The organism is Marinomonas communis (genome assembly GCF_004363305.1).
In the GTDB taxonomy this organism is placed as follows: domain Bacteria; phylum Pseudomonadota; class Gammaproteobacteria; order Pseudomonadales; family Marinomonadaceae; genus Marinomonas; species Marinomonas communis.
On record NZ_SNZA01000006.1, the window covers coordinates 176,094 to 198,024 of the forward strand.

24 protein-coding genes are annotated in these 21,931 nt (G+C 46.5%); 13 read left to right on the top strand and 11 right to left on the bottom strand.

Annotated features, from left to right (window positions below; translation table 11 throughout):
- Positions 1-55 precede the first annotated feature (55 nt).
- From C8D85_RS16055 to C8D85_RS16075, 5 genes are all read left to right on the top strand, one after another.
- On the top strand, positions 56-1,885 hold the full coding sequence (locus tag C8D85_RS16055) for a putative bifunctional diguanylate cyclase/phosphodiesterase (protein WP_133564657.1): 1,830 nt from the start codon (positions 56-58) through the stop codon (positions 1,883-1,885).
- Positions 1,867-4,884 carry an ATP-binding protein gene (locus tag C8D85_RS16060; RefSeq protein WP_133564659.1) on the top strand — a complete coding sequence of 1,006 codons (3,018 nt, stop codon included), beginning with the start codon at positions 1,867-1,869 and terminating at the stop codon, positions 4,882-4,884. The genes C8D85_RS16055 and C8D85_RS16060 overlap by 19 nt, the downstream gene beginning before the upstream one ends.
- Before the next feature lie 63 nt (positions 4,885-4,947).
- Positions 4,948-6,858, top strand: coding sequence for a putative bifunctional diguanylate cyclase/phosphodiesterase (locus C8D85_RS16065; RefSeq protein WP_133564661.1), 1,911 nt, complete (start codon positions 4,948-4,950; stop codon positions 6,856-6,858).
- A gap of 90 nt (positions 6,859-6,948) precedes the next feature.
- Complete coding sequence (locus C8D85_RS16070) at positions 6,949-7,587, top strand: NAD(P)H-dependent oxidoreductase (protein WP_133564663.1); 639 nt, start codon at positions 6,949-6,951, stop codon at positions 7,585-7,587.
- A 75-nt stretch (positions 7,588-7,662) separates the two neighbouring features.
- Positions 7,663-8,193, top strand: a complete 531-nt coding sequence (locus tag C8D85_RS16075; protein WP_133564665.1) for a DUF3750 domain-containing protein — start codon at positions 7,663-7,665, stop codon at positions 8,191-8,193.
- Positions 8,194-8,213: 20 nt separating this feature from the next.
- On the opposite strand, the gene C8D85_RS16080 is transcribed toward C8D85_RS16075, so the two are convergent.
- Both C8D85_RS16080 and prlC read right to left on the bottom strand, forming a co-directional pair.
- Complete coding sequence (locus tag C8D85_RS16080; protein WP_133564667.1) at positions 8,214-8,474, bottom strand: YheV family putative zinc ribbon protein; 261 nt, start codon at positions 8,472-8,474, stop codon at positions 8,214-8,216.
- Between the two features lie 339 nt (positions 8,475-8,813).
- A complete protein-coding gene (gene prlC / locus C8D85_RS16085; RefSeq protein ID WP_133564670.1) occupies positions 8,814-10,844 on the bottom strand; it encodes an oligopeptidase A in 2,031 nt (676 codons plus the stop codon).
- Positions 10,845-11,010: 166 nt separating this feature from the next.
- Between prlC and C8D85_RS16090 the strand changes: the two genes are divergently transcribed.
- The 4 genes from C8D85_RS16090 (at position 11,011) to C8D85_RS16105 (ending at position 12,924) form a co-directional block, all read left to right on the top strand.
- Positions 11,011-11,562 carry a gamma carbonic anhydrase family protein gene (locus tag C8D85_RS16090; protein ID WP_133564673.1) on the top strand — a complete coding sequence of 184 codons (552 nt, stop codon included), beginning with the start codon at positions 11,011-11,013 and terminating at the stop codon, positions 11,560-11,562.
- A complete protein-coding gene (locus C8D85_RS16095; RefSeq protein WP_133564676.1) occupies positions 11,562-12,014 on the top strand; it encodes a hypothetical protein in 453 nt (150 codons plus the stop codon). The genes C8D85_RS16090 and C8D85_RS16095 overlap by 1 nt, the downstream gene beginning before the upstream one ends.
- Before the next feature lie 89 nt (positions 12,015-12,103).
- Positions 12,104-12,730, top strand: coding sequence for an RNA polymerase factor sigma-70 (locus C8D85_RS16100; protein WP_133564679.1), 627 nt, complete (start codon positions 12,104-12,106; stop codon positions 12,728-12,730).
- A complete protein-coding gene (locus tag C8D85_RS16105; RefSeq protein WP_133564682.1) occupies positions 12,727-12,924 on the top strand; it encodes a zf-HC2 domain-containing protein in 198 nt (65 codons plus the stop codon). The genes C8D85_RS16100 and C8D85_RS16105 overlap by 4 nt, the downstream gene beginning before the upstream one ends.
- Positions 12,925-12,995: 71 nt before the next feature.
- Here the strand turns inward: C8D85_RS16105 and C8D85_RS18230 are convergent, their stop codons facing one another.
- Positions 12,996-13,118 carry a hypothetical protein gene (locus C8D85_RS18230; RefSeq protein WP_280524927.1) on the bottom strand — a complete coding sequence of 41 codons (123 nt, stop codon included), beginning with the start codon at positions 13,116-13,118 and terminating at the stop codon, positions 12,996-12,998.
- 242 nt (positions 13,119-13,360) lie between these two features.
- On the opposite strand from C8D85_RS18230, the gene C8D85_RS16110 reads away from it, so the two are divergent.
- Genes C8D85_RS16110 through C8D85_RS16125 form a run of 4 tightly spaced genes read left to right on the top strand, consistent with a single transcriptional unit; the run spans position 13,361 to position 15,761 of the window.
- Positions 13,361-13,636 carry a BufA1 family periplasmic bufferin-type metallophore gene (locus C8D85_RS16110; RefSeq protein ID WP_133564684.1) on the top strand — a complete coding sequence of 92 codons (276 nt, stop codon included), beginning with the start codon at positions 13,361-13,363 and terminating at the stop codon, positions 13,634-13,636.
- 8 nt (positions 13,637-13,644) lie between these two features.
- Positions 13,645-14,541, top strand: coding sequence for an MNIO family bufferin maturase (gene bufB / locus C8D85_RS16115; RefSeq protein WP_244937038.1), 897 nt, complete (start codon positions 13,645-13,647; stop codon positions 14,539-14,541).
- Entirely contained in the window at positions 14,525-15,283 is a 759-nt protein-coding gene (locus C8D85_RS16120) for an HvfC/BufC N-terminal domain-containing protein (RefSeq protein ID WP_133564687.1), read from the top strand. Before bufB ends, C8D85_RS16120 begins: the two co-directional genes overlap by 17 nt.
- 10 nt (positions 15,284-15,293) lie before the next feature.
- Positions 15,294-15,761, top strand: a complete 468-nt coding sequence (locus tag C8D85_RS16125) for a DoxX family protein (RefSeq protein ID WP_133564689.1) — start codon at positions 15,294-15,296, stop codon at positions 15,759-15,761.
- 109 nt (positions 15,762-15,870) lie between these two features.
- Here C8D85_RS16125 and znuB read toward each other — a convergent pair whose 3' ends face one another.
- The 8 genes from znuB to C8D85_RS16165 all read right to left on the bottom strand — a co-directional run bounded on the left by znuB (position 15,871) and on the right by C8D85_RS16165 (position 21,931).
- The gene (gene znuB / locus C8D85_RS16130; protein ID WP_133564692.1) at positions 15,871-16,662 is read right to left on the bottom strand and encodes a zinc ABC transporter permease subunit ZnuB; all 792 of its coding nucleotides are present in this window, start codon (positions 16,660-16,662) and stop codon (positions 15,871-15,873) included.
- 17 nt (positions 16,663-16,679) lie between these two features.
- Positions 16,680-17,462, bottom strand: coding sequence for a zinc ABC transporter ATP-binding protein ZnuC (gene znuC, locus C8D85_RS16135; protein ID WP_133564694.1), 783 nt, complete (start codon positions 17,460-17,462; stop codon positions 16,680-16,682).
- Entirely contained in the window at positions 17,459-17,968 is a 510-nt protein-coding gene (locus C8D85_RS16140; protein ID WP_133564695.1) for a Fur family transcriptional regulator, read from the bottom strand. Before C8D85_RS16140 ends, znuC begins: the two co-directional genes overlap by 4 nt.
- Entirely contained in the window at positions 17,968-18,978 is a 1,011-nt protein-coding gene (locus tag C8D85_RS16145; protein WP_244937039.1) for a nickel/cobalt transporter, read from the bottom strand. The genes C8D85_RS16140 and C8D85_RS16145 overlap by 1 nt, the downstream gene beginning before the upstream one ends.
- Positions 18,979-19,057: 79 nt before the next feature.
- A complete protein-coding gene (locus C8D85_RS16150; RefSeq protein WP_133564696.1) occupies positions 19,058-19,669 on the bottom strand; it encodes a MarC family protein in 612 nt (203 codons plus the stop codon).
- 34 nt (positions 19,670-19,703) lie between these two features.
- Positions 19,704-20,336: a LysE family translocator gene (locus C8D85_RS16155; RefSeq protein ID WP_133564698.1), complete on the bottom strand. Its 633-nt coding sequence runs from the start codon at positions 20,334-20,336 to the stop codon at positions 19,704-19,706.
- A 41-nt stretch (positions 20,337-20,377) separates the two neighbouring features.
- The gene (locus C8D85_RS16160) at positions 20,378-20,962 is read right to left on the bottom strand and encodes a DUF1007 family protein (RefSeq protein ID WP_133564700.1); all 585 of its coding nucleotides are present in this window, start codon (positions 20,960-20,962) and stop codon (positions 20,378-20,380) included.
- Between the two features lie 3 nt (positions 20,963-20,965).
- Entirely contained in the window at positions 20,966-21,931 is a 966-nt protein-coding gene (locus C8D85_RS16165) for a homoserine kinase (protein WP_133564703.1), read from the bottom strand.

Here is a 21,931-nt window from a genome sequence, read left to right on the forward strand (position 1 = left end):
ACTTTGTTTATAAAATAAACGACTCTAAAAACGACGTTGTAATAATGGAATTGAGATGAAAGCATTCACTGTTTTAATCGTAGATGACGTCCCTGACAACATCGACGTGCTACGAAGAGTACTAGTGCCATTAGATTGCAAAGTATCTGTCGCAATATCCGCTGAGCGTGCACTATCTATACTCGAGCAAATCACTCCAGACCTCATATTGCTAGATGTAATGATGCCTGGTATGAGCGGTTTTGACCTCTGTAGTATCTTGCGCAAAGACACTCGCTTCTATGAAATCCCCATTATCTTTGTCACTGGGCGTACCGATGATATAAGCCAAGGCTTTGCCGTGGGTGGTAATGACTATATCACCAAACCCATCAATGCAGACGAAGTGATCGCTCGAGTCAAACATCATCAGGAGCGTTACCAGTTATTGCTACAACTTCGATCACTGAATAATGAATTAGAGGACCGAGTACGTCAGAGAACCGCTGAGCTTGTGAGTACTAACAAGCTATTACGTGAAGAGATCAATGAAAGAAGGTACATGCAAGATCGCCTAAAGTACCTTGCTGAACATGATTTTGTCAGTCGAACTCACAATCGAAAAGCTTTAGAAAGAAACATCGTAGAGATCATTTCTCAACCGACGGAGAACTTTAAGCCCGCTTTTTATATTGCCATTGATCTGGCTAGGTTTAGAGTAGTCAACGAGAGCTGTGGACTTATCGCAGGGGACGAACTACTTAGCGAAGCGGCTGAAATGATTAGCCTTGTCGCAGGCAGTAATGCTTTTGTTGCTAGACTAAGTGGGGACAGTTTTTCCGTCATCTGCCCAACCGATAACATCGAGCATGTAAGTAGCATTGCAAGCCAGCTTCACACTGAGTTTGCCGAGTTTACCTTCAACTGGGACGGCAGACATTTTGATATCGGCGCGACCCTAGCCGTTGTAAAGATAGACCAATCTATTACATCCTTTGATCAAGTCCTAATGATGGCTGATGAAGTGATGTATAACGCCAAACGCGACGGCGAGCAATCTGTGCGCTATTTTTCCGATCTAGAAGAACAAGCCAGTCGACAAAATACCCGCCAGAATTGGGCATTACGTTTAATTGACGCCCTAAAGTACGATCATTTTCGTGTTTACTTCCAGCAGATTTGCCCATTAAGCGGTTGTGTTGATGGTATTCATCTAGAAGCTTTGATCCGCCTGTATGACCCTGATAACGACTGTTTAATATTCCCTGATAATTTTTTGTTCGCGGCTGAGCGATACCAGCTGATCGCAGATATTGATCGCTGGGTAATCCGTAAAGTGTGTGAGTTCCTTAGTACTCATCCAAGACAACAACAGCGTATCAAACAGGTTGCGATCAATCTTTCAGCAACCACCTTACGCGACCCTCATCTTGCGGACTACATCCAAGACTCATTAGAGAAATATGCAGTTTCACCAAGCAAGCTATGCTTTGAGGTCACTGAAACTGAGCAAATTATTCACGTTAATAAAACCTCGTCTATTTTGGAGCAAATAAAGCAATTAGGCTGCAGCATTGCTATAGACGATTTTGGTAGTGGTTATTCTAGCTTTAGTTACTTGCGCGATTTCCCATTTGATCACATCAAAATTGACGGCATCTTCGCCCGAGAAATAGAACACTCTGAAGCAAGCCTAGCAATGGTGCAATCGATAGTAGATGTCGCCAAGAAGCTAAATAAACCATGTGTAGTCGAATTTGTAGAAAACCAAACCCTCGCTGACAGATACAAAAGTATGGGGATTGAATGGGGGCAAGGCTACCATTTTCATAAGCCCGAACCTCTAAATGAGGAGAACTTAGAACGCTGTCTGAGCAGGAAGCCCGCATGCGAAGAAAGCCTTTAACTCAAACATTTCGTGTTCGACTAGCTCTATTCTTTAGTCTGTTGTTGATCCCTAACGTTTATGCTTTTGAGCTTACTTCTGGGGATAAACAATGGATAGAGAGACATAATGCTCCAATCATTTTCACAGGTGACCCAAACTGGCTGCCATTCGAAGCATTCACCGATGAGGGAGAATATATCGGGATTGTAGCTTCTTTTTTAAAAAGGTTTTCCAATGATACTGGGATCGAATTTGAATTTCGTCCCACCAGTTCTTGGTCAGAATCGTTATCACTGGCAAGAGCAAAACAAGTCGATGTTCTTTCAGATGTGTTAGGAAGTCTCACCTTACATGACAATTATACTTTTACTGACTCATACATCAGCAACAACCTGATTGTTATTTCCAACAAGATCGGAGGTCAGATTCAAGACCTACCCGATATCCACCCTAGCCCTGTTGGTATTATCAAAGGCTATGGTTATACATGGGAACTCTACCAGAGATACCCAGATGCAAACTTTATCGAAGTGGAAGATATACATGCAGGTATATCAGCCCTTGAAAGCGGTCAATTTGACTTTTTGATCACAACCTATGCCTTAGGGCAATTCCAACTTACAGCAATGGGCAAGACAAACTTGGAGATCAGGGGGCAACTGCCTATCCAAACTCACCTCGCCTTTGCTGTTCGAAAAGATTGGCCACAGCTTGTTGATATGTTTAATCGATGGATTGAATCTCTTACTCCCGAGCAACGTTATCAAATCGCTGAAAGCTGGTATTTAGATAACACTAACTACTTGGTTAAACATCAATTAAATTGGGCCTATATTAGCTGGAGCTCACTGATTATTTTATTGCTACTTTCTCTGGTCGGTTATGCGTGGCGCAGTCGTAGCATTGTTAATCATCAGAGACAGAGGTTTAAAGCAGCCCTCATTGCAATCAACGCTGTCGAATGGCGCATGTCTAAACATTCAGCTGAGTTTGAGATATCTCGAGCATTTCGATATATCGTACCGCCACAAGTGCAAACACCTAAGACCCTTAGTGAATTCATCGATACCATTCATCAACAAGATCAAGAACAGGTCTACGAAGCTTTTCGTCAGGCTCGCTTAAGTTCAAACCAAGCTCTTGATATTGAGTTTCGCTTAAATACCGAAACACCATGCTGGCTTGCTCTAAAGGGGAGCACCTCAGACAGTTTTAACAAGAAATCCATGCTCTTAGGTACGATAGAGAATATAACGCCAAGAAAAGTAGTGGAGTCAGAAAAGAACCAGAGTGACGCCATGGTCACGTTACTATTTGAAGTGCTACCTGACCTTGTTGTACTTGACCTCTTCGAACAAGAAACGCCTATTGCAAACCAAGCTTATCGAAGCTTTTTTGGTGAACGTACTATATTCGATAGTCTTACAGATGAGCAGAAAGAAATCTGGTTAAAGCAGGAGCACTCTTTACTTAAGAATCTGAACCTGTGCCACACCTCCACTTGGGTGGCACCAACTGAAGAACATAAAGCTTACTTCAGTATTATTCGCACACCTTTTGTTAACACTGACGGAGATGTAGTCGGTATTCTATCGGTAGCACGCGACATCACCGACACGTTTTTACTACAACAAGAGCTACAAGATGCTAAGCATAGAGCAGATCAAGCCAACGCTAGTAAAAGTGTGTTTTTGGCGAACATGAGCCATGAAATTCGCACACCACTCAATGCTATTCTTGGTTATGCGCAATTGCTTCAACAAGACAACTTAGGTGCAGAACCAAGCCGTCAAATTGAACGAATTTACTCTGCAGGTCAGCGCTTACTGGGATTGATCAACGATATTTTAGACCTATCAAAAATTGAAGCCGGTCGCCTTCAATTACATGAAGAGAAGTTTCCGCTGACACAAGAAATTCAAGATTTGGTAAACCTTCAAGCACAAAAAGCACAAGATAAAGGGCTCCAATTTAAGGTTGAGATACAGCTAAATAGACAGGATCACGCCGTTCTCGACAAAGTTAAATTCGGTCAGATCATTACCAACGCGTTAGACAACGCAGTGAAATTTACTCAACAAGGAACCATTCAGTTCACGGCTTCCTATAGAAATAAACACTTAAAAATACGTATATCTGACACTGGCCCAGGCATCAGCCAAGAGGAACTGGATCACCTATTTACCCCTTTCAGCCAAGGGCAAAGCGGTAAGAAAAATGGTGGCACCGGTTTAGGACTAGTACTGTCTAGGCGTCTTGCCGATGCGATGGGAGGAACTTTTGCTTTACACAGTACGCTTGGACAAGGCACCGACATTCAAATTGACCTACCAGTTACCATTACTGCAGAAGATTCTTATGGAAAAAACCATACTCATCAAAAACTAATTCTCGACACACCTAAAACAGCGTTGATAATTGAAGATGATGAGCCTAGCCGCGATATGCTCAACCAAACCCTTATCAAGTTAGGATTTAAAACCATTCTGGCCGAAGACGGTGCCCAAGCCCTAGAATTTATCAACTCCGACGTAGACATTGTTTTTTCCGATATTCGAATGCCGAAAATGGATGGCATGACACTTATAAATCGCATCCGCCAGCAGACAGAGTTGAGTTCTCTACCTGTTATAGCGGTTACTGCATCCAGCTTAGAGCATGAAAAAGAGGCTTACCTTAAAAGTGGTTTCTCAGACTTCATTGCTAAACCAATACATTGGCAGCCACTATGTGATTGCTTAACTCAATTTGTTCACCTCGTTCCTAGTGCAGCAAAAGCGGAGGAAAGCGCGATGCCTGCTTCAAACGGCACTCCCGCGAAAGGCACGATGGATGAACAGCTGCAACGGGATTTAATGACGCAATTTCGACAAGCATGTCAGTTAGGCGATGCTGACGATGCATTAGAATGTTTAAACAAACTTCAAGAATCAGACTACTCTTCCGATAAATTAGATATACTTAAGCGTTATATTGAGCGTTATGACTTTGATAATGCATTAGCGAATGCGTTATAACGCGCACAATTGGGCTACCATCTATGTGCTGGAAGCGCATAAAAAAGAGAATAATCGATCCCTATGTCGCCAACTGAATTATCGAAGATGGAACAAAAAGATGCTGTAAATCTGCTCTATTCCAATGCAGGAATGGGGCTATTTATCACGTTTATTACCTCTTCTGTTTTGGTCTTTACCTTTCCTCACTCTGAGCCAAACCGATTACTACAGCTAGCATGGTGGGCAGCGATCAACGCAGTTGTTTTGCTAAGATTGGTCGATCTCACCTATTTTTTCTCCCATGCTCGTCACCAAGACGGTCAAACGATCAGGTCTGCTTTTCGACGCTTTGCAATAGGGGCGAGTGTTTCTGGAGGGCTGTGGGGGGGCTATGCAGCGGCGGTTGTACAGACTGACAATTGGGCCGAAATTGCTATTACTGGCATTGTTATTTCTGCATTCGCTGGGGGATCCGTTAGCCTCTTGTCCAGTTCCAGAAAACTTTCTTCGCTCTATTGTGGCTTGGTCTCCTTACCATTGACCATCTCTCTTTTGCTTTCCAGCAATGACTTGCACCATACTTTGGGCTACATAACATTAGCCTTTTCTCTTTTGATGTTTGCTGGTGCAAATAAAGCTGCTCTATTTACCTCTCGCTCTATTCGCTTAAAGCATCAAAATGATCACTTGATCTCTCACATGGAGCAAGAAGTTGCTAAGCGAACACAAGAAATATATTCCCTCTCAAATATCGACCCTTTAACAGGGTTATACAATCGTAAAGCGTTTTCTGAAAAGCTAAATTATCGACTGCAAACACAGCCCAACACTCAGATAGCCGTTCTTTTTATAGATTTGGACGGTTTTAAAACTATCAATGACTCTCTTGGCCACGAGACAGGTGACCATGTGATCCGCGAAGCCAGTAAACGTATCCAACAAAATGTTGAGCCGTCTGATTTATTGTGCCGTTGGGGTGGTGATGAGTTCTTATTAGCCGTCGAGCAACATGATGGCCTCCTTGATGACGCGCAAGAACTCATCGACACCATTTCAATACCCTATGTGGTCGATGGCTCTAAACTCAATCTTGGTGCCACCATAGGTATTGCTTACTATCCTCAACATGGCAGCCAGCATGAGCGTATTATCCAACGCGCAGACATGGCCATGTACAATCAAAAGCGAACAGAAAAAAGTCGTGTGGGCATCTTTGATGAATCACTGCGTGAACAGCTTATGCGCGAACTTCGTCTTCGAGACCACCTAGAAAATGCAATTCACCGACATGAACTGTTCCTAGTATTCCAGCCGATCATCGCAACTAATACTGGTAGAATCGAAGCCGTAGAAGCACTTTTGCGCTGGCAACTAGATGGTGAAATGATCCCACCAGATGAATTCATTGCCGTTGCAGAGCAATATGGTTTTATTCGCTCTATAGGCCTTTGGGTACTTGGCGAGGCCTGCTTAGCAGGTAAACGAATGCAGAAGCATAATCCTGAGCTAGGGGTCAGCGTCAACGTTTCTATTCAGCAGCTTCTGGATGATGACTTCCCTGACGAAGTTGCCGCCACGTTAAAGCGAACCGGCTTCCCAGCTCATAGCCTTGATTTGGAAATTACCGAGTCCCTGTTTGCGCACGATAAGAAACGTTTGATTGAGAATATTCGCCGCCTTAAGCAGACGGGTATCCAAGTCTCCATTGATGACTTTGGTACAGGCTATTCTTCTTTGTCTGTCATGCAGGAATTTGATGTGGATTACGTAAAAATTGACCGTTCTTTTATTTGGTCGATGGATACAGGTGGGCGTGCGATTGTAGAGGCGGTTTCTCAAATTGCCGCGTCATTTAATTATAAGGTCGTTGCGGAGGGTGTTGAGACAGAGGAACAACGTCGTTTGCTGACCAATATGGGAGTCGAGTACCTGCAAGGCTATCTCTTCCTGCCTCCAACGCCTGAGGACGAGCTGATTCCACATCTGCTGTGATTCCATATACATTTTATTCCTCAAAAAACCGTATTCTTTATTGTACGCATCTCTCATACTGATGGTTTTACTACCTCAATGAGAATGCGTATGACCTCTCTAATTGACACACTCAACTGGCGTTATGCCACCAAGAAAATGGACGCATCAAAAAGCGTCCCAGAAGATAAAGTTAACCGTATCCTAGAAGCCATCCGCTTAAGCGCCAGCTCTAGCGGCTTACAGCCTTACCAAGTCATTGTTGTTAAAAACAAAGCTCTACGCGAACAAATCGTCCCTCATGCTTGGAACCAACAACAAATTGTTGATGGCTCTCACCTGCTCGTGTTTGCTGCCTGGGACAACTACACAGAGCAACGTATTAACACCATGTTTGACTTGGTTAACGAAGAGCGAGGCTTTACCAACGAAGGTTGGGAAGCATATCGACAAAAGATCCTCGCTGCATACCCTCCTCGTCCAGCTGAAGTCAACTATGAGCACGCTGCACGTCAAGCCTACATTGGCTTAGGCACGGCTTTAATAGCCGCAGCTGAAGAAGGCGTTGATAGCACACCGATGGAAGGCTTCGACCCAGAAAAAGTGGATGAAATCCTTGGCCTAAAAGAGAAAGGGCTTCGCTCTGTGATTCTTCTACCGTTAGGCTACCGACAAGAAGAAGGCGATTGGCTCGTAAATTTGAAAAAAGTTCGCCGCACCAGCAGTGAATTTATCCATATTATGGATTAAATCTGGAACCTTCTCTAACAACGCGCATCTTGCGCGTTTTTTTTGTCAAACTGAAAAGATGACATGGAGAAGACTATGAAGAAAACGTTATTTGTAACAAGCTTAGCCGTACTTGTTAGCGCCTGCTCGAATTCCGATTGGCGCACCGCAAGTCGAGAGCCTGCGGGTATTGCCCCTGACCCGCAACAAGAGCAAGAAGCCATTATTGAGTTTTACGGTGCCGATGCGTTTAGCTGGCGCGGCTGGTTTGCCATTCATACCTGGATCGCCACTAAAGAAACGGGAGCATCACAGTATAAAGTACACGAGGTTACGGGTTGGCGTGTCGAACGCGGCCAACCCGCGCTATACAGCTATAACACTGCGACACCTGATCGTTATTGGTTTGGCGCAAAGCCCGAAAAGATTTTATCAATCAAAGGTGAGAGAGCAGCCGAACTGATTCCCAAGATAGACCAAGCGGTGCAAAGCTACCCTTGGAAAAACGAATACAGCGTCTTCCCTGGACCAAACAGCAACACCTTCCCTGCATGGATTGGTAAGCAAGTCCCTGAATTAGGTTTAGATATGCCTTTTAGTGCGATTGGCAGCGGCTACGCAGACTAACGTAGCCCTCGCCTAATAGATCAGTGCTTCGTTGACCCTGGGTTCGGCACAAAGTTAATCACTGCCGTATCACCCTCTGGTGCAGAAGAATGAGGCTGATTAACGCGGGTAGCTAACTCTTGTGGTTGCGCTTGTACAACAGTCGATTGTTCATCTTCGTACCCACAGGCAATACATTCGCGGTATTGTTTCTCGGCATCATCATCGCGCCATGCACGAATCTTATCCATCTCATTACAACGTGGGCAAACTGCCCCCGCGATAAAGCGTTTAACTGTCATTTCTTACCTCGGTTTATTGGTACTGGCTCGATGCTTCAGTGCTGCTAGTTATTTGGTTCGGCTTTACTTGGTTCCTTTTCACTCGGGCGTGGCGCATCCCTGCGCCAGAGCCCTCGCGCCACCATCCTTGGTGGCTGTTTAAAAGGAACGCAAGCTTCACCTAATCAGATCATAGAGCTTGTTTGATTAAGCGGTTATTACTCAAAAGCAGACGCCATGGATGGCGTCGACCGACCGTCTGGGGCAGGGATGCCCCACGGTCGGCATTGAGTAATAACCGTTCAAAGCAGCCCCTCTGCCACCTTCGTTGAGGCAAAAGGGGCTGGGTGCAATAAGCTCTTAAGCCGCAATGCCACTATGGCGCAGTAACGCATCGACACTTGGTTCACGGCCGCGGAAGGCTTCAAATAGCTCGGCCGCTGGGCGTGAACCACCGTTTGCCAATATGGTATCACGGAAGTGGGCACCGGTTTCAGTGTTGAAGATGCCATCTTCCTCGAATTTTGAGAACGCATCCGCAGACAATACTTCCGCCCATTTGTAGCTGTAGTAACCGGCCGCATAGCCACCCGCAAAGATGTGCGAGAAGCTGTTCTGGAAACGGTTAAACGCTGGTGGGACAGTGACCGCTACTTGGCTGCGCACCTCGTCTAATACGTCTTGCGCCTTGATGCCGTCTTGGTATTCACGGTGTAAGCGGAAGTCGAATAGAGAGAACTCCAATTGACGTACCATCTGCATACCAGACTGGAAGTTCTTCGCCGCGAGCATTTTGTCTAACAAGTCTTGAGGCAGTGGCTCATTCGTTTCGAAGTGACCTGCAATGTGCGCTAGGGCTTCCGGCTCCCAGCACCAGTTTTCCATAAACTGACTTGGCAACTCGACCGCATCCCACGCTACGCCATTGATGCCTGATACAGACGACACTTCTACCTGCGTCAGCATGTGGTGCAAGCCGTGACCAAACTCGTGGAACAGCGTTGTGACCTCATCGTGCGTTAAAAGCGCTGGCTTATCGCCAATTGGCTGAGTGAAGTTACAAACAAGATACGCCACAGGCAGCTGTAGACGGCCATCGTCTAAACGACGACGCACACGGCATTCGTCCATCCAAGCGCCACCACGCTTACCTTCACGAGCGTAAGGATCTAAGAAGAAGCGAGCAATGTCTTCACCATTTTTAGAAATGGTAAACAGTTGAACGTCTTTGTGGTACGTATCAAAATCAGACTCTTCGCGGATATTCACACCGAACAAGGTTTGTGCCGTATGGAACAAGCCCGACAGGACTTTATTGATCGGGAAGTAAGGGCGTAACACTTCTTGTGAAATGGAATATTTCTTCTCGCGCAGTTTCTCCGCGTAGTAGCCAACATCCCAAGAATTTAGCTCTTCAACACCGTGCTCTGCTTTAGCAAAGGCTTTCAGGTCAGCTAAATCACTTTCAGCAGAAGGTTTAGACTTCACTGCAAGATCGTTCAAGAAGTCCACTACTTGCTGACCACTTTCCGCCATTTTCGTAGCAACAGATAATTCTGCGTAGTTGTCAAAGCCAAGGGTCTTAGCCATTTCATGGCGTAGCGCTAGGATTTCATCGATCAATGGCGCGTTGTCGAATTTACCTTCGCTGCTTAGTTCAGAGGCGCGCGTTGCGTACGCCGTGTACATCTCTTTGCGCAGTTCTTGGCTGTCTGCATAGCTCATCACAGGCAAGTAGGAAGGGATATCTAACGTAAATAACCAGCCTTCTTGTTCTTTCGCTTGCGCCATTTGCTTGGCTTGGGCAAGGGCTGATTCAGGTAAGCCCGCCAGTTCTGCTTCGTCGGTGATCAGCTTGCTCCATGCACGAGTTGAGTCCAATACATTTTCACCAAACTGGCTGCCTAGCTCAGATAAGCGCGCACTGATTTCACCGTAGCGTTTCTTTGGCTCGCCTTCTAAACCGACGCCTGACAATTCAAAATCACGAATGGTTTGAGTTAGCGCTTCAGCTTGTGCTGGTGTCAGAGATTTAGCCTCATCGCTTTCGGCTAGGGCTTTGTAAGCTTCGTATAGCGCTTTATTTTGACCCAGCTCGGTGTAGTAGTCGCTTAGCTTTGGCAAGCTGGCATTGTAAGCTTCACGAATCTCTGGCGTGTTTTGTACCGAATTTAGATGACTGATCGGTGACCAGAATTGGCTTAGGCGATCGTGGATTTCATCCAAAGGCGTAACCAGACTTGCCCACGTTGGCTGTGCGTTCTTTTCAACTACCGCTGCGATGTCATTGCGGTTCTTCTCTAGCAACGCTTCTAAGTCGGCAACGATGTTCTTTGGCTCGACTTTGGAAAATTCTGGCAATGTCGTGGCATCCCATACGGATTGTGTCATATCGTGTTATCCTTTTTGGCGTTTGCTGAGTGCCAAAACACTCCAGCTGAAATAGGGTTAGTACTGTCTTATAAGATATGTGGTCTTGGCGCTTTTTCAATGGGGAAACGTCGATCACACCCATAGCTTTCATTAATGCTGCACTGTGTGTGCTAAGGAAGAGAGAATGCCAGTTAAATCATTTCGCGGCCACACGCCAAGTTTCGGAGCACGAGTATGGGTCGACGACAGCGCTGTGATCATCGGCGATGTGGAAATCGGCGAGGACAGCTCGGTTTGGCCATTGGTTGCCATACGTGGTGATATGCACCGTATCCGTATCGGCCAGCGTACCAGTATCCAAGACAACTCCTGCCTACACATCACCCATGCCAGCACTTACAAGCCAGAAGGCCACCCGCTTGAAATCGGTGATGATGTAACCATTGGCCATATGGCCATGCTACACGGCTGTAAGATCGGCAATAAAGTTCTAGTCGGCATGGGCACGACCATCCTAGACGGTGCTGTGATCGAAGATAAAGTGATCATTGGCGCAGGCTCCCTAGTACCACCAGGTAAGCGTCTAGAATCAGGCTACTTATACATGGGCTCCCCCGTAAAACAAGCCCGCCCTCTATCTGAAAAAGAGATCGAGTACTTCCAATACGCAGGCCTAAATTACATTAAACTGAAAGACGAGTACCTAGCAGAAGCTAAGGCGGCTGGAGAAGCTTAATGAGTCGTTTAAGCGCAAGATTCATTGGTGTGGCACTGGTCGCCGGTGCATTCTGGGTGGCGACTCAGTCCTACCAAAACAATTTCGCAGGCCCAGCCCTAGATGAAGCCAAACAAGCTGAGCTTGGAGTTCAACTGCTAGAGTTTCCACGCCAGATACCACCCATTGAGCGACTCGAAAGCAACTCATGGCAAGCTATCCGCTTACAGCCAGAGTTCTGCGATGCAGTCTGCCAAGGCACCATGGTTCAACTTGCCACATTAGGCGTACACATAGTACCAGCCACTCAGGCGGTTTACTCAGACCTTGCCCAGGTCACTAGTGCTGAGAAATATCAGCTTCATCAAGACAAAATTTTATTAATTAACCCAGACGGGAAGTTTGCAGGCTCTTTGCGACCACCTTATAACGCTGACACGCTCGCTAACGCAATGCAGGCTTTGAATCCATAATTTTTTGTATCGTCTTGTAATAAAACCTCGGCTTGATTCGTCTAATTCGATAAATTGATTTTTCATAAAACGACAAGCCGAGATTTAACATGACCCAAGCCCTATCTCGCTCCAACGAACAAGCCTCTAGTCAGCTATTTCAAGATACTGAATTTATGGAAGCGCTACGCAGTCAGATGCTTAAATTCGCTATTTTACAAGTTCGCAACGAGGCGCTTGCCGAAGATGCCGTTCAAGAAGCCATGCTATCCGCTTATCAAAATATTGAGCGTTTTAATCGTCAAGCTGCCTTGAAAACTTGGGTGTTTGCCATCCTTAAAAATAAATTGATTGATATTTTGCGTAAGGAAAAGCGTTATACCAACGTCAGTTTATTAGAAGAAGGCGCAGGGCGAAGTGACGAAGCTTTACTAGAAGATCTGTTTAATGAAAAAGGCCATTGGCAAAAAAGCGAGCGTCCAAAAAAATGGGATGAGCCTGATCACGATATTGAAAACTCTCATTTCTGGCGCACATTTGATGTCTGTTTAGAAGCTTTGCCAGCGAAGCACAGCCGCTATTTTATGATGCGAGAATTCCTGGAACTGGAAACTAAAGAGATCTGTGAAAATGAAGAAGTCAGTGTGAGTAACCTAAACACCACCTTGTTCCGTGCTCGCCTACGCCTGCGTGAATGTCTAGAAGATAACTGGTTTATCGGAGAGAACACACCATGATGAAATGCACACAAGCCACACAGCTTTTATCAGAACGACTCGATCGTAACCTGACGAATAGTGAAAAAGTGAACCTAGGTTTACACACAGCCATGTGTCCAGCCTGTCGCCAATTTGGCAAACAAATGCTGAATCTGCGTGACTTAAGCCAACGCTATGTCAAAGCGTCTGACGCATCTGCGCAAGACAAATAACAGGCATTCATAGCATAACCGCTATAAAGCAAAACGGGGCCATGTTGGCCCCGTTTTAAATCCAGCAAAACTTATTTTGCAGATTTCTTTTTAAGTGACTTTTTCAATTTAGCAATTTTATCTTTTTGCTTAGCCACTTTTTCTTTGCGTGCTTTAATCTCTGACTTGATTGCTTTAATTTCTTTCTTAGACATATCCATAGTCTCCTTATAATTCAATGAGTTAAGAATTTTACTTTACGCTTATTGAAGGAAAAACCCACCCCTCAACTGCAATTGTCATAAAAACTTAATACATGAGTCACAAAACCGCCATTTTAGAAAAGCATTTTTCTGGAAGTAAAAATTATCATTTTTTTGAAATGACGTGTAAGAAATTCAAAAAGACTCTCGTCCAATGTAGGCAAATCAACATTATCTCATTAGAGGAAAACATTATGTCTACTAAAAACACTTCCCTTGCTCTTGCTTTAGGTACTGCTGTTGCTCTATCTGCTGTAGCGGTTCCAGCTCAAGCCGCATCGAAAGAAAAATGCTACGGCGTAGCGCTTGCTGGTCAAAATGACTGTGCCGCAGGCCCAGGTACTTCTTGTGCCGGCACATCGACTATGGATTACCAAGGCAATGCTTGGAAACTGGTTCCAGCTGGCACATGCGTGGAAATGGATTCGCCAACATCGCCTTCTGGTCACGGTAAATTGGAAGCATTCTAAGGGCTGTCATGATGACCTTTAGTAAGCCGCAAGCCGAGGGTAAATCTTTACCCTCAGGCTTTGCCCAGCAAACAGGGATCAGCTTAAAGCCATGCTATTATGAGCAAATCTTAGCGACACAACCTAAGGTTGGCTTTTTTGAGATCCATGCCGAAAACTACTTAAGTGACGGTGGTCCCGCGCGTCATTACCTTGAAAAGATTCGAAACCTGTATGACATCACTGTACATGGTGTGGGCTTATCCTTAGGAGGTGATGAGAAGCTCAACCTTGAGCATTTAGAACGCGTTGCACGCTTAGTGGAACGAGTTCAACCCGCCGTATTTTCAGAGCACTTGGCTTGGTCTACTCACCAGCAATATTTCTTTAATGACTTACTGCCAGTGCCCTACACCGAAGATCGGTTGCAGCGACTGTGTGAGCACGTTGACCAAGTACAAGCACGACTCAAACGCCAGATATTAATCGAGAACCCTTCTACCTATTTCGAGTTTTGCTCCAGCGCTATGGAAGAAACCGACTTTATTGCGGAATTGGTCAAACGCACAGGATGTGGGCTTCTACTCGACGTGAATAACGTTGATGTCTCTTGCTTTAATCATCAACGTAACCCTTATGATTATTTACGAACCTTCCCGTTACAGGCCGTTCAGCAGATACATTTAGCAGGACATACTTTAGACGAGAAGGCGCAACCCGCACTGAAGATCGACTCACATGATCAACCGGTGACCACCGATGTCTGGCACCTTTATCAGCACACAATTGAGCTGATAGGAGATCGTCCAACTCTGATTGAACGTGATGGCAATTTTCCTGAGTTGTCCGTGTTACGAGAAGAGGCAGTTATGGCCGACCGTATTCGAGCCTTAGTAAAGGAGGCCCAGAATGCAGCAGCAATTTAGTCAGGCTCTATTTTCCACAAACGAACTAGAGCAAGAAGACCTACTCAACGATATTAAGGGCCACTCGCTCGCAGAGCGCACACAACGCCTAAACGTCTACCGTAACAATGTGTTTGTCTCCCTAATGGAAGCCCTTGGGGAGATTTTTCCCGTGTGTAAACAGGTGGTGGGTGACGCTTTTTTTAATGCCATGGCACGCCAATACGTGGATCGACACCCTCCTGAATCGGCAATCCTGAGCGAGTACGGTGATCAATTCAGTGAATTTGTCAGTCATTTCTTTGCAGCCCAATCATTGCCCTATCTCGCCAGTTTGTGTGACCTTGAATACCGACTTTTGCAGATGACACATAGCGCTGAGCCGACTCATTTATCCCTCATAGAAGCGCAACAACGTCTCAGCCAAGCCAGTAACCCAGAAGCCTTACAACTGTTACTTTGCTCACAATGTGAACTGCTAAGCTACCCTTACACCGTCGGGAAACTTTACCTAGCACATAAGCAACCGCAGCAAGATTTGAGTCAATTACAGCTTCAGCAAACGGAATACTTGATGCTCACAAAATCTGGCCTGTACGGTTGCATTTACCCGCTCAGCAGCATTGAGTTCGAGTTCATTACTACGCTAAAAAAGAACCCCAGTCTTAGCCAAGCACTGCCTGAAAGTGAGTCCTTCGACTTAGGCCAAACTCTCGCAAAATTAATAACTTGGGAAGTTTTCTCAGATATTTACGAATCTTAGGAGCCAGATTATGCTAAACCTGTTAACGCGTGTTCCCGAACAGTTGTTTCGCACCCTTCCAGAAGCACTCATTCTGTTGTTAACTCGGTTCGCTCTGGCCACTGTATTTTGGCTTTCAGGACAGACAAAAATCGAAGGCTTCGCCTTTAACCCGCTGGCGGGGCAATTTGAATTTGGCTTACCTACCATAAAGGAATCCACATTCTTCTTATTTGAGTATGAGTACGCCCTGCCTCTGATCTCAGCCAATCTCGCGGCCTATCTCGCCACCGCTGCCGAGCATGTACTGCCCATTTTGCTCATACTGGGCCTGTTCACGCGATTAGGCGCTGTAGGCATTTTGGCTATGACCCTAGTGATTCAAATCTTTGTTTACCCTAGTGCCTATGCCTTGCATACTTCTTGGGCCGCTATGGCGTTACTACTCATGAAACAAGGCGCTGGACGTGTATCTCTAGACAACCTTCTCACTCGCTAAAAAGCGTTTCATTAAATGAAGAGCCTAAGCAATACGCCATAAAAAATGCGACACCTTGATCTCTCAAGATGTCGCATTTTTAAGTCTGACTTGACGATCAGCGCTCAGTTTAAGCCGTCTTACGAATCGGCAGAGTGTAAGCGATCAAGAATAGAAGCGCTGCACAGACAACCACACTTGGGCCAGTCGGTGTATCCCAATGATACGACGCCCACAAGCCACCACACACCGACAAACACCCTAATACGCCTGCCATAGACGCCATCTGTACAGGCGTCTGTGAAAGCTTACGCGACGTTGCAGCCGGAATGATCATCAAAGACGTAATCAGCAACACACCAACGATCTTCATCGCCACCGCGATGACCACCGCCACCAACAGCATTAGCAACAGGCGGATGGCTTCAACTGGATAACCTTCCACTTTCGCCAACTCTTCGTTCACGGTCAGAGCCAGCAAAGGACGCCAGAAGGTCACTAACAAGCTCATCACTAACAAACCACCGCCATAAATCCAATATAAGTCTGTCTGACTGATGGCAAGCAAATCACCAAATAAGTACGCCATTAGATCAATGCGCACATTGTCCAAAAAGCTAACCGCCACCAGTCCCAGCGACAAAGCGGAATGGGCTAAGATGCCCAGCAATGTATCCGTTGCGATAATGTGTTTTTTCTGCAACGCCACCAGTACCAATGCCAAGCCAACACACAGCACAACAATGGCGAAGTTCAAATTAATATCCAACAAGAAACCCAACGCCACACCCAGTAAAGCAGAGTGCGCTAAGGTATCACCAAAGTATGCCATCCGTCGCCAAACGACGAACGCACCTAACGGCCCCGCAACGGCTGCCACACCAATGCCGCCAATCAAGGCTCTCATTAACAGTTCAAGCATGTTTTAGAAATCTCCGATTAATGAGCATGGTGCTGGCAACTGGCCGTGTGTACATGGCCTTCTTCGACCACTTCACCACTGTCATCGTGCACGTGATTATGATTGTGGGCATAAATCGCCAAGGACGAATCCGCACCAGGGATGCCGAACAGAGCCTGATACGCGGGGTGGCCTTTGACATGCTGAGGTGTACCTGAACAACACACATGCTGATTGATACACACCACCGTATCCGTTTGAGCCATCACCAAGTGCAAGTCATGGGAAATCATCAAAACACCACAGTTTAGCTCTTTGCGAATCACATCGATCAGGTTGTACAGTTCTACCTGACCACTGACATCGACCCCTTGTACTGGTTCATCCAATACCAATAAGTTAGGGCGATTCAACAGTGCACGGGCCAATAGCAATCGCTGTGTTTCACCGCCGGACAACACATGTACTTGGGAGTTTTCTAAGTGCGGAATACCCACTTTATTGAGCGTAGGGCGAATGTCTTTTTTATTCACGCCACGTACCAAACCTAAAAAGTGCTTAACCGTCAGCGGCAAGGTCGGATCAATATGCAGTTTTTGAGGCATGTAACCAATTCGCAAATGGTCATGGCGCACCACTTTACCCGTGGTAGGCTCTTGCAAGCCTAAGAGGGTACGAATCAAAGTACTCTTACCACTGCCATTCGGGCCAATCAGCGTCACAATCTCCCCTTGATGCAGGGTCATATTAATATTGCTCAGCAGTTGGCGTTCCCCAAAACGAATGCCAATATCTTGCAGCTCTGCTAATCGTGTACTCATGATGCAGGCGCTTCCTGAGTACGACAATCGGCACATAAGCCGGTCAATTCGATGGTTTCAGAACGCAGTTCAAAGCCCTGCTCCGCAGCCTTATCAATCAACGATTGGTGAATGTCTTGGTAATCAAATTCCATCACATTTTGGCAGTCATCACAGATTAAGAAATAGCCCTTGTGCGGCTTATCTGCGTGGGCACAACCGAGGTAGGCGTTCATAGACTCTACCTTGTGAATCAAGCCTGCCGACATCAGAAAGTCCAGTGCACGATAAACCGTTGGCGGGGCCGAGTTGAAGCCCTCTTCTGCTAGCTTCGCCAATAGCTGATACGCCCCAAGAGGACGGTGGCTTTGCCAAATCAGCTCAAGCGCGCGTCGGCGCACTTTGGTTAGACGCTGGCCTTGCTCAGAACAAACCGTTTCAGCGGTTTCCAAGGCCTGCTCAATGCATACATCATGATTGTGTGCATGATCATGGCCAGCCGTATGAGAGTGGTGGTGTTCGGTCATTAGAATGCCCGCCCTGCTACTTGTAGGTCACTGTAAATCATCGTGACACTGATAAAAATTAAGGCACATGCGGCAAGCACACCCAATAGGCGTGTCACCCGTTGTCGCCATCGACTGGGGCTTAAAGCGAAGCTGCCATCGCGAAACAATACACTCAGTAATGCTAACGCAGATACCGTTAAGCCCGTGCCTAACGACATCACCAAGGTCGCTAATACGCCCCATTGAAAAATGCCTGTGCTGGTGGCAAACAACAGCACTAAGACCGCCCCCGTACACGGGCGAATACCAATCGCAGATACCATGGCTATGGTGCTGCGCTTGGCTGTTTTTACTTCATCATCAGGCGTATCCAAAAGCTTTGCATCATGCTGATGAGCATGGTGCTTACATTCATGCTCATGACTATGACTATGATCATGACTATGATCATGATGCTCACAGTGGCTATGCTCATGATGATGACCACAATCGTGGTGACTGTGATCGTGCAAATGATCCTTACTGTGATCATGCCCACAACTGGATTTACCTTGTGCCAAACGCCACAGCATCCAAATACCAATCAAACCAATAGCGGCATAAGAAGCTAGCTCAAGGACACGGGTGGTTTCAGTGATAGCACCAGCAATATCAAGTAATTGTGCCATCCCCCAAACCAAGAGAATCGCCACTGCACCTTGCGCCAAAGCGGAGATAAAAGACAGCTGAACACCCTTACGCAACGGCGCTTTGGTAGCAAGTAGGTAAGAACCGATTACCGCTTTACCATGACCTGGGCCGGCCGCATGAAATACACCATACAGGAAGCTAGCCACCAGCAAACTGCCGATTAATGCAGGGCTTTCTTGCTTGGCTAAAGTTTGTACCAAACGCGCTAATTCACGGTGAAAGTCACGCTGCTGTTCCATGACCCAGCGCCCCATTTCAAAGACAAACGTCTGGTCAGCCGCCCATGCAGTGCTGGACAGCAACATCATCCAAATACTTAACCACTTTATTATTCGCACCACGGCTTTCCTACGAAAATCGAATTATTGTTATAGTATAACAATAATTCTCATTTGGAAATGTGGTGCGTATTAGGATTTATCCAGCAATAGGCTGCAAGAAGCCCATCACACCACCCATAAAGATTTGCGCCGCCATGGCTGCCAAAATCAAACCGGTGATCTTCGATAGAATATTCAAACCGGTACGACCTAACAAACGCTCAATAATCGAACTGCAGTACAACAACACACCTAGGGTCAGCAATGCCGCCACCAAGCCCATCAAACCGATCACAAACTCCCAGCCTTTGAATTCTGCACCGTAGACCAAGATTGTACCAATCGTCGCCGGACCAATGATGGTCGGCACCGCGAGCGGCACTACAGAGATATCATCACGCTCTTCGTTCGGCATCCCCGTAGCATGGTTACGAGTACCGTCTTTCACCAAACTGATGGCAGACATAAACAGCAGGATGCCCGCACCGATTCGAAAAGAATCCAGTGTAATCCCTAATACCGCAAACAAAGTGCTGCCAAAGAACATCAGCACTAAAGCGATCGCTAATGCGGCAATAATCGACTTATTGGCCACATGACGGCGGGATTCTGGAGTTTCACCGCGTGTCAGTGCCAAAAACATCGACATCACGAAAAACGGAGCAAATAGGAAGAAAAACTTAATCCACGTGGAAAGTAATAGACTCATGATAGGAGTACCTAGGTCGGCAGTGCGTTCGCGATCAGCGTTGCGTCAGTGCCAGTTTGATGCCAAAGCCCACCAGCAATACGCCGGTTAAGCTATCCAAGACTTGCGCCACTTTTGGTCGCGCCAGCCATACTCTTGCTCGGTGAACCATCACCGCAAGAAACGTTTGCCACACCATCGCTATGATAAAGTGAAGGGCAGCCATAAACAGGGATTGCGCCACAGCAGAATATTCTGGGTTAATAAACTGCGGCAAAAACGCCATATAAAACACGATCGTCTTAGGGTTTAGGATGTTTGATAAGATACCCTGACGAAACGCCAGCTTAGCATTCATCTGACGCCCTTCTGGCACATTCAGTGTCAGCCCTTGAGGTCGCCAAGCGCTGCGCAACGCTTGTACTCCTAGGTACACCAAATACAGAGCGCCAGCGACTTTGAAGGCCGTAAACAAGGTCGCAGAACCCAATAAAATCACCGACAAGCCTAGGGCTGAAATCGTGGCATGGGCAAACAAGCCCAAACAAATACCTAAGCTGCACACGAAGCCTACACGCCAGCCTGCCACAGCAGAGCTACGAAGCACCAACAAAGTGTCCACCCCAGGACTCATGGTTAACACCGTTATCGCCAGTAAAAATGGCAACCATTGGAATTGCTCGATCATAGGACGCTCTCAATCAAATTAGGAACACGACAGCCTAAGGACTAGGTGTCACAGTGAAGGTCGACCCAACCTTCCATATAGAATTCATCGGCTTCTTGCTCTGCTGGTGTGCAGGTTTCCGCCATCATTCCGGTCAATTTAATCAAGCCTTCATCAGGAGTGACCAAGGCAAAATAATTTTCTCTATCACCAAAGCCCATGCGAAACGTGCTCTGCTGTAAATCTACGGTCTCAGGTAAGACGATACCTAAACGCACCGTCATAGCTTGATCCACAACGCCGACATCCACAACTTGCACATCGGCAAGCTGGATCTCTCGCCCATCCACTTGCAAGCGCAGGAAGTATTGATATTGCGCCAAGTTGGTCATGGCTTTTGCGGCCGTTGCTTTTTCAGCCCCCAGCAGTTGACCGTCGGCGTTTTTATCAAACTCCATCAACATATCGAGACTGGAAAACACATCAAACTTCCAGTAGGCATCGACTGTCTGAATCGCAGGTGTCGTTAGATTGACCTGGTAATAAGAGTCGATCCAAATATGCGGATGAGCCAGCACCTGCCCTGCTCCAAGCCATAACAAGCTTGCACTCATAGCTTTACCAACACAGCGACGCCAGCTCAACATAGATTAATTCTCCGTTAGACTTGGTGCATGACGCACACGCGCTTCTAGGATGCGTTGGAACTCCATCGGATCATGCTGCTGTGCCAAACGCTCAGGATCGTGCTTTGCACCGTGCCATGCTTCTAAACGTGACAACCAGAAACGCAACGCAGCGATTTTTAGCATATGCGGCCAAGACATAATTTCTGCCGCACTTGGCTGGCGCTCATGAATGTAGGCATTGACCATCGCGTGATACTTATCCATATCCAACTCGCCAGTGCTCATATCCGAACACCAATCGTTCACCACAATGGCTAAGTCGTACATCAACCAAGAGTAACAAGCATTATAGAAATCGATGATCGCAGACAGCTGCTCCCCTTCAAACAAGGTATTGTTGTAGAACAAATCCCCGTGCACCGTACCTTTGGCTAACTGATCGTCGTATTGCGCAATAAAGGCATCAAACTCGGACACTTGCTGTAGCAATAAATGCGCTTGATCCGTTTCTAACTCTGGAGCAATCGACTTTGACGTCGCGCGCCACCAGTCCATACCACGGTGACTTGGACGGTGTTCAGGGAAATCCATGCCCGCTGTATGCAGTTGCGCCAATACTTTACCCATCAAGCGACAGCTTTCGACAGTGGTGCCTTCTTCTAGCAAGCCACCAGGAAAGCAATCTACCATGATCGCAGGACGACCTTGGACAACACGTAAACGTTCCCCATGGTTATCAATCAAGGCCGCTGGTACGTTAAAGCCCTTGTGCTTCAAATGCGCTACCACATCTAAGAAGTACGGCACTTCATCGTATTCAAACTCTTCAAACAAGGTCAGGACGTATTTGCCTGTGGTGGTGTTCACAAAGTAGTTGGTATTTTCTACGCCACCAGAAATGCCTTGAAAAGACACTAATTCACCTAAGTAATAATCGGCCACAAGGCCGCGCATGTCAGAGTCCGAAAGAGAAGTGTAAACAGCCAA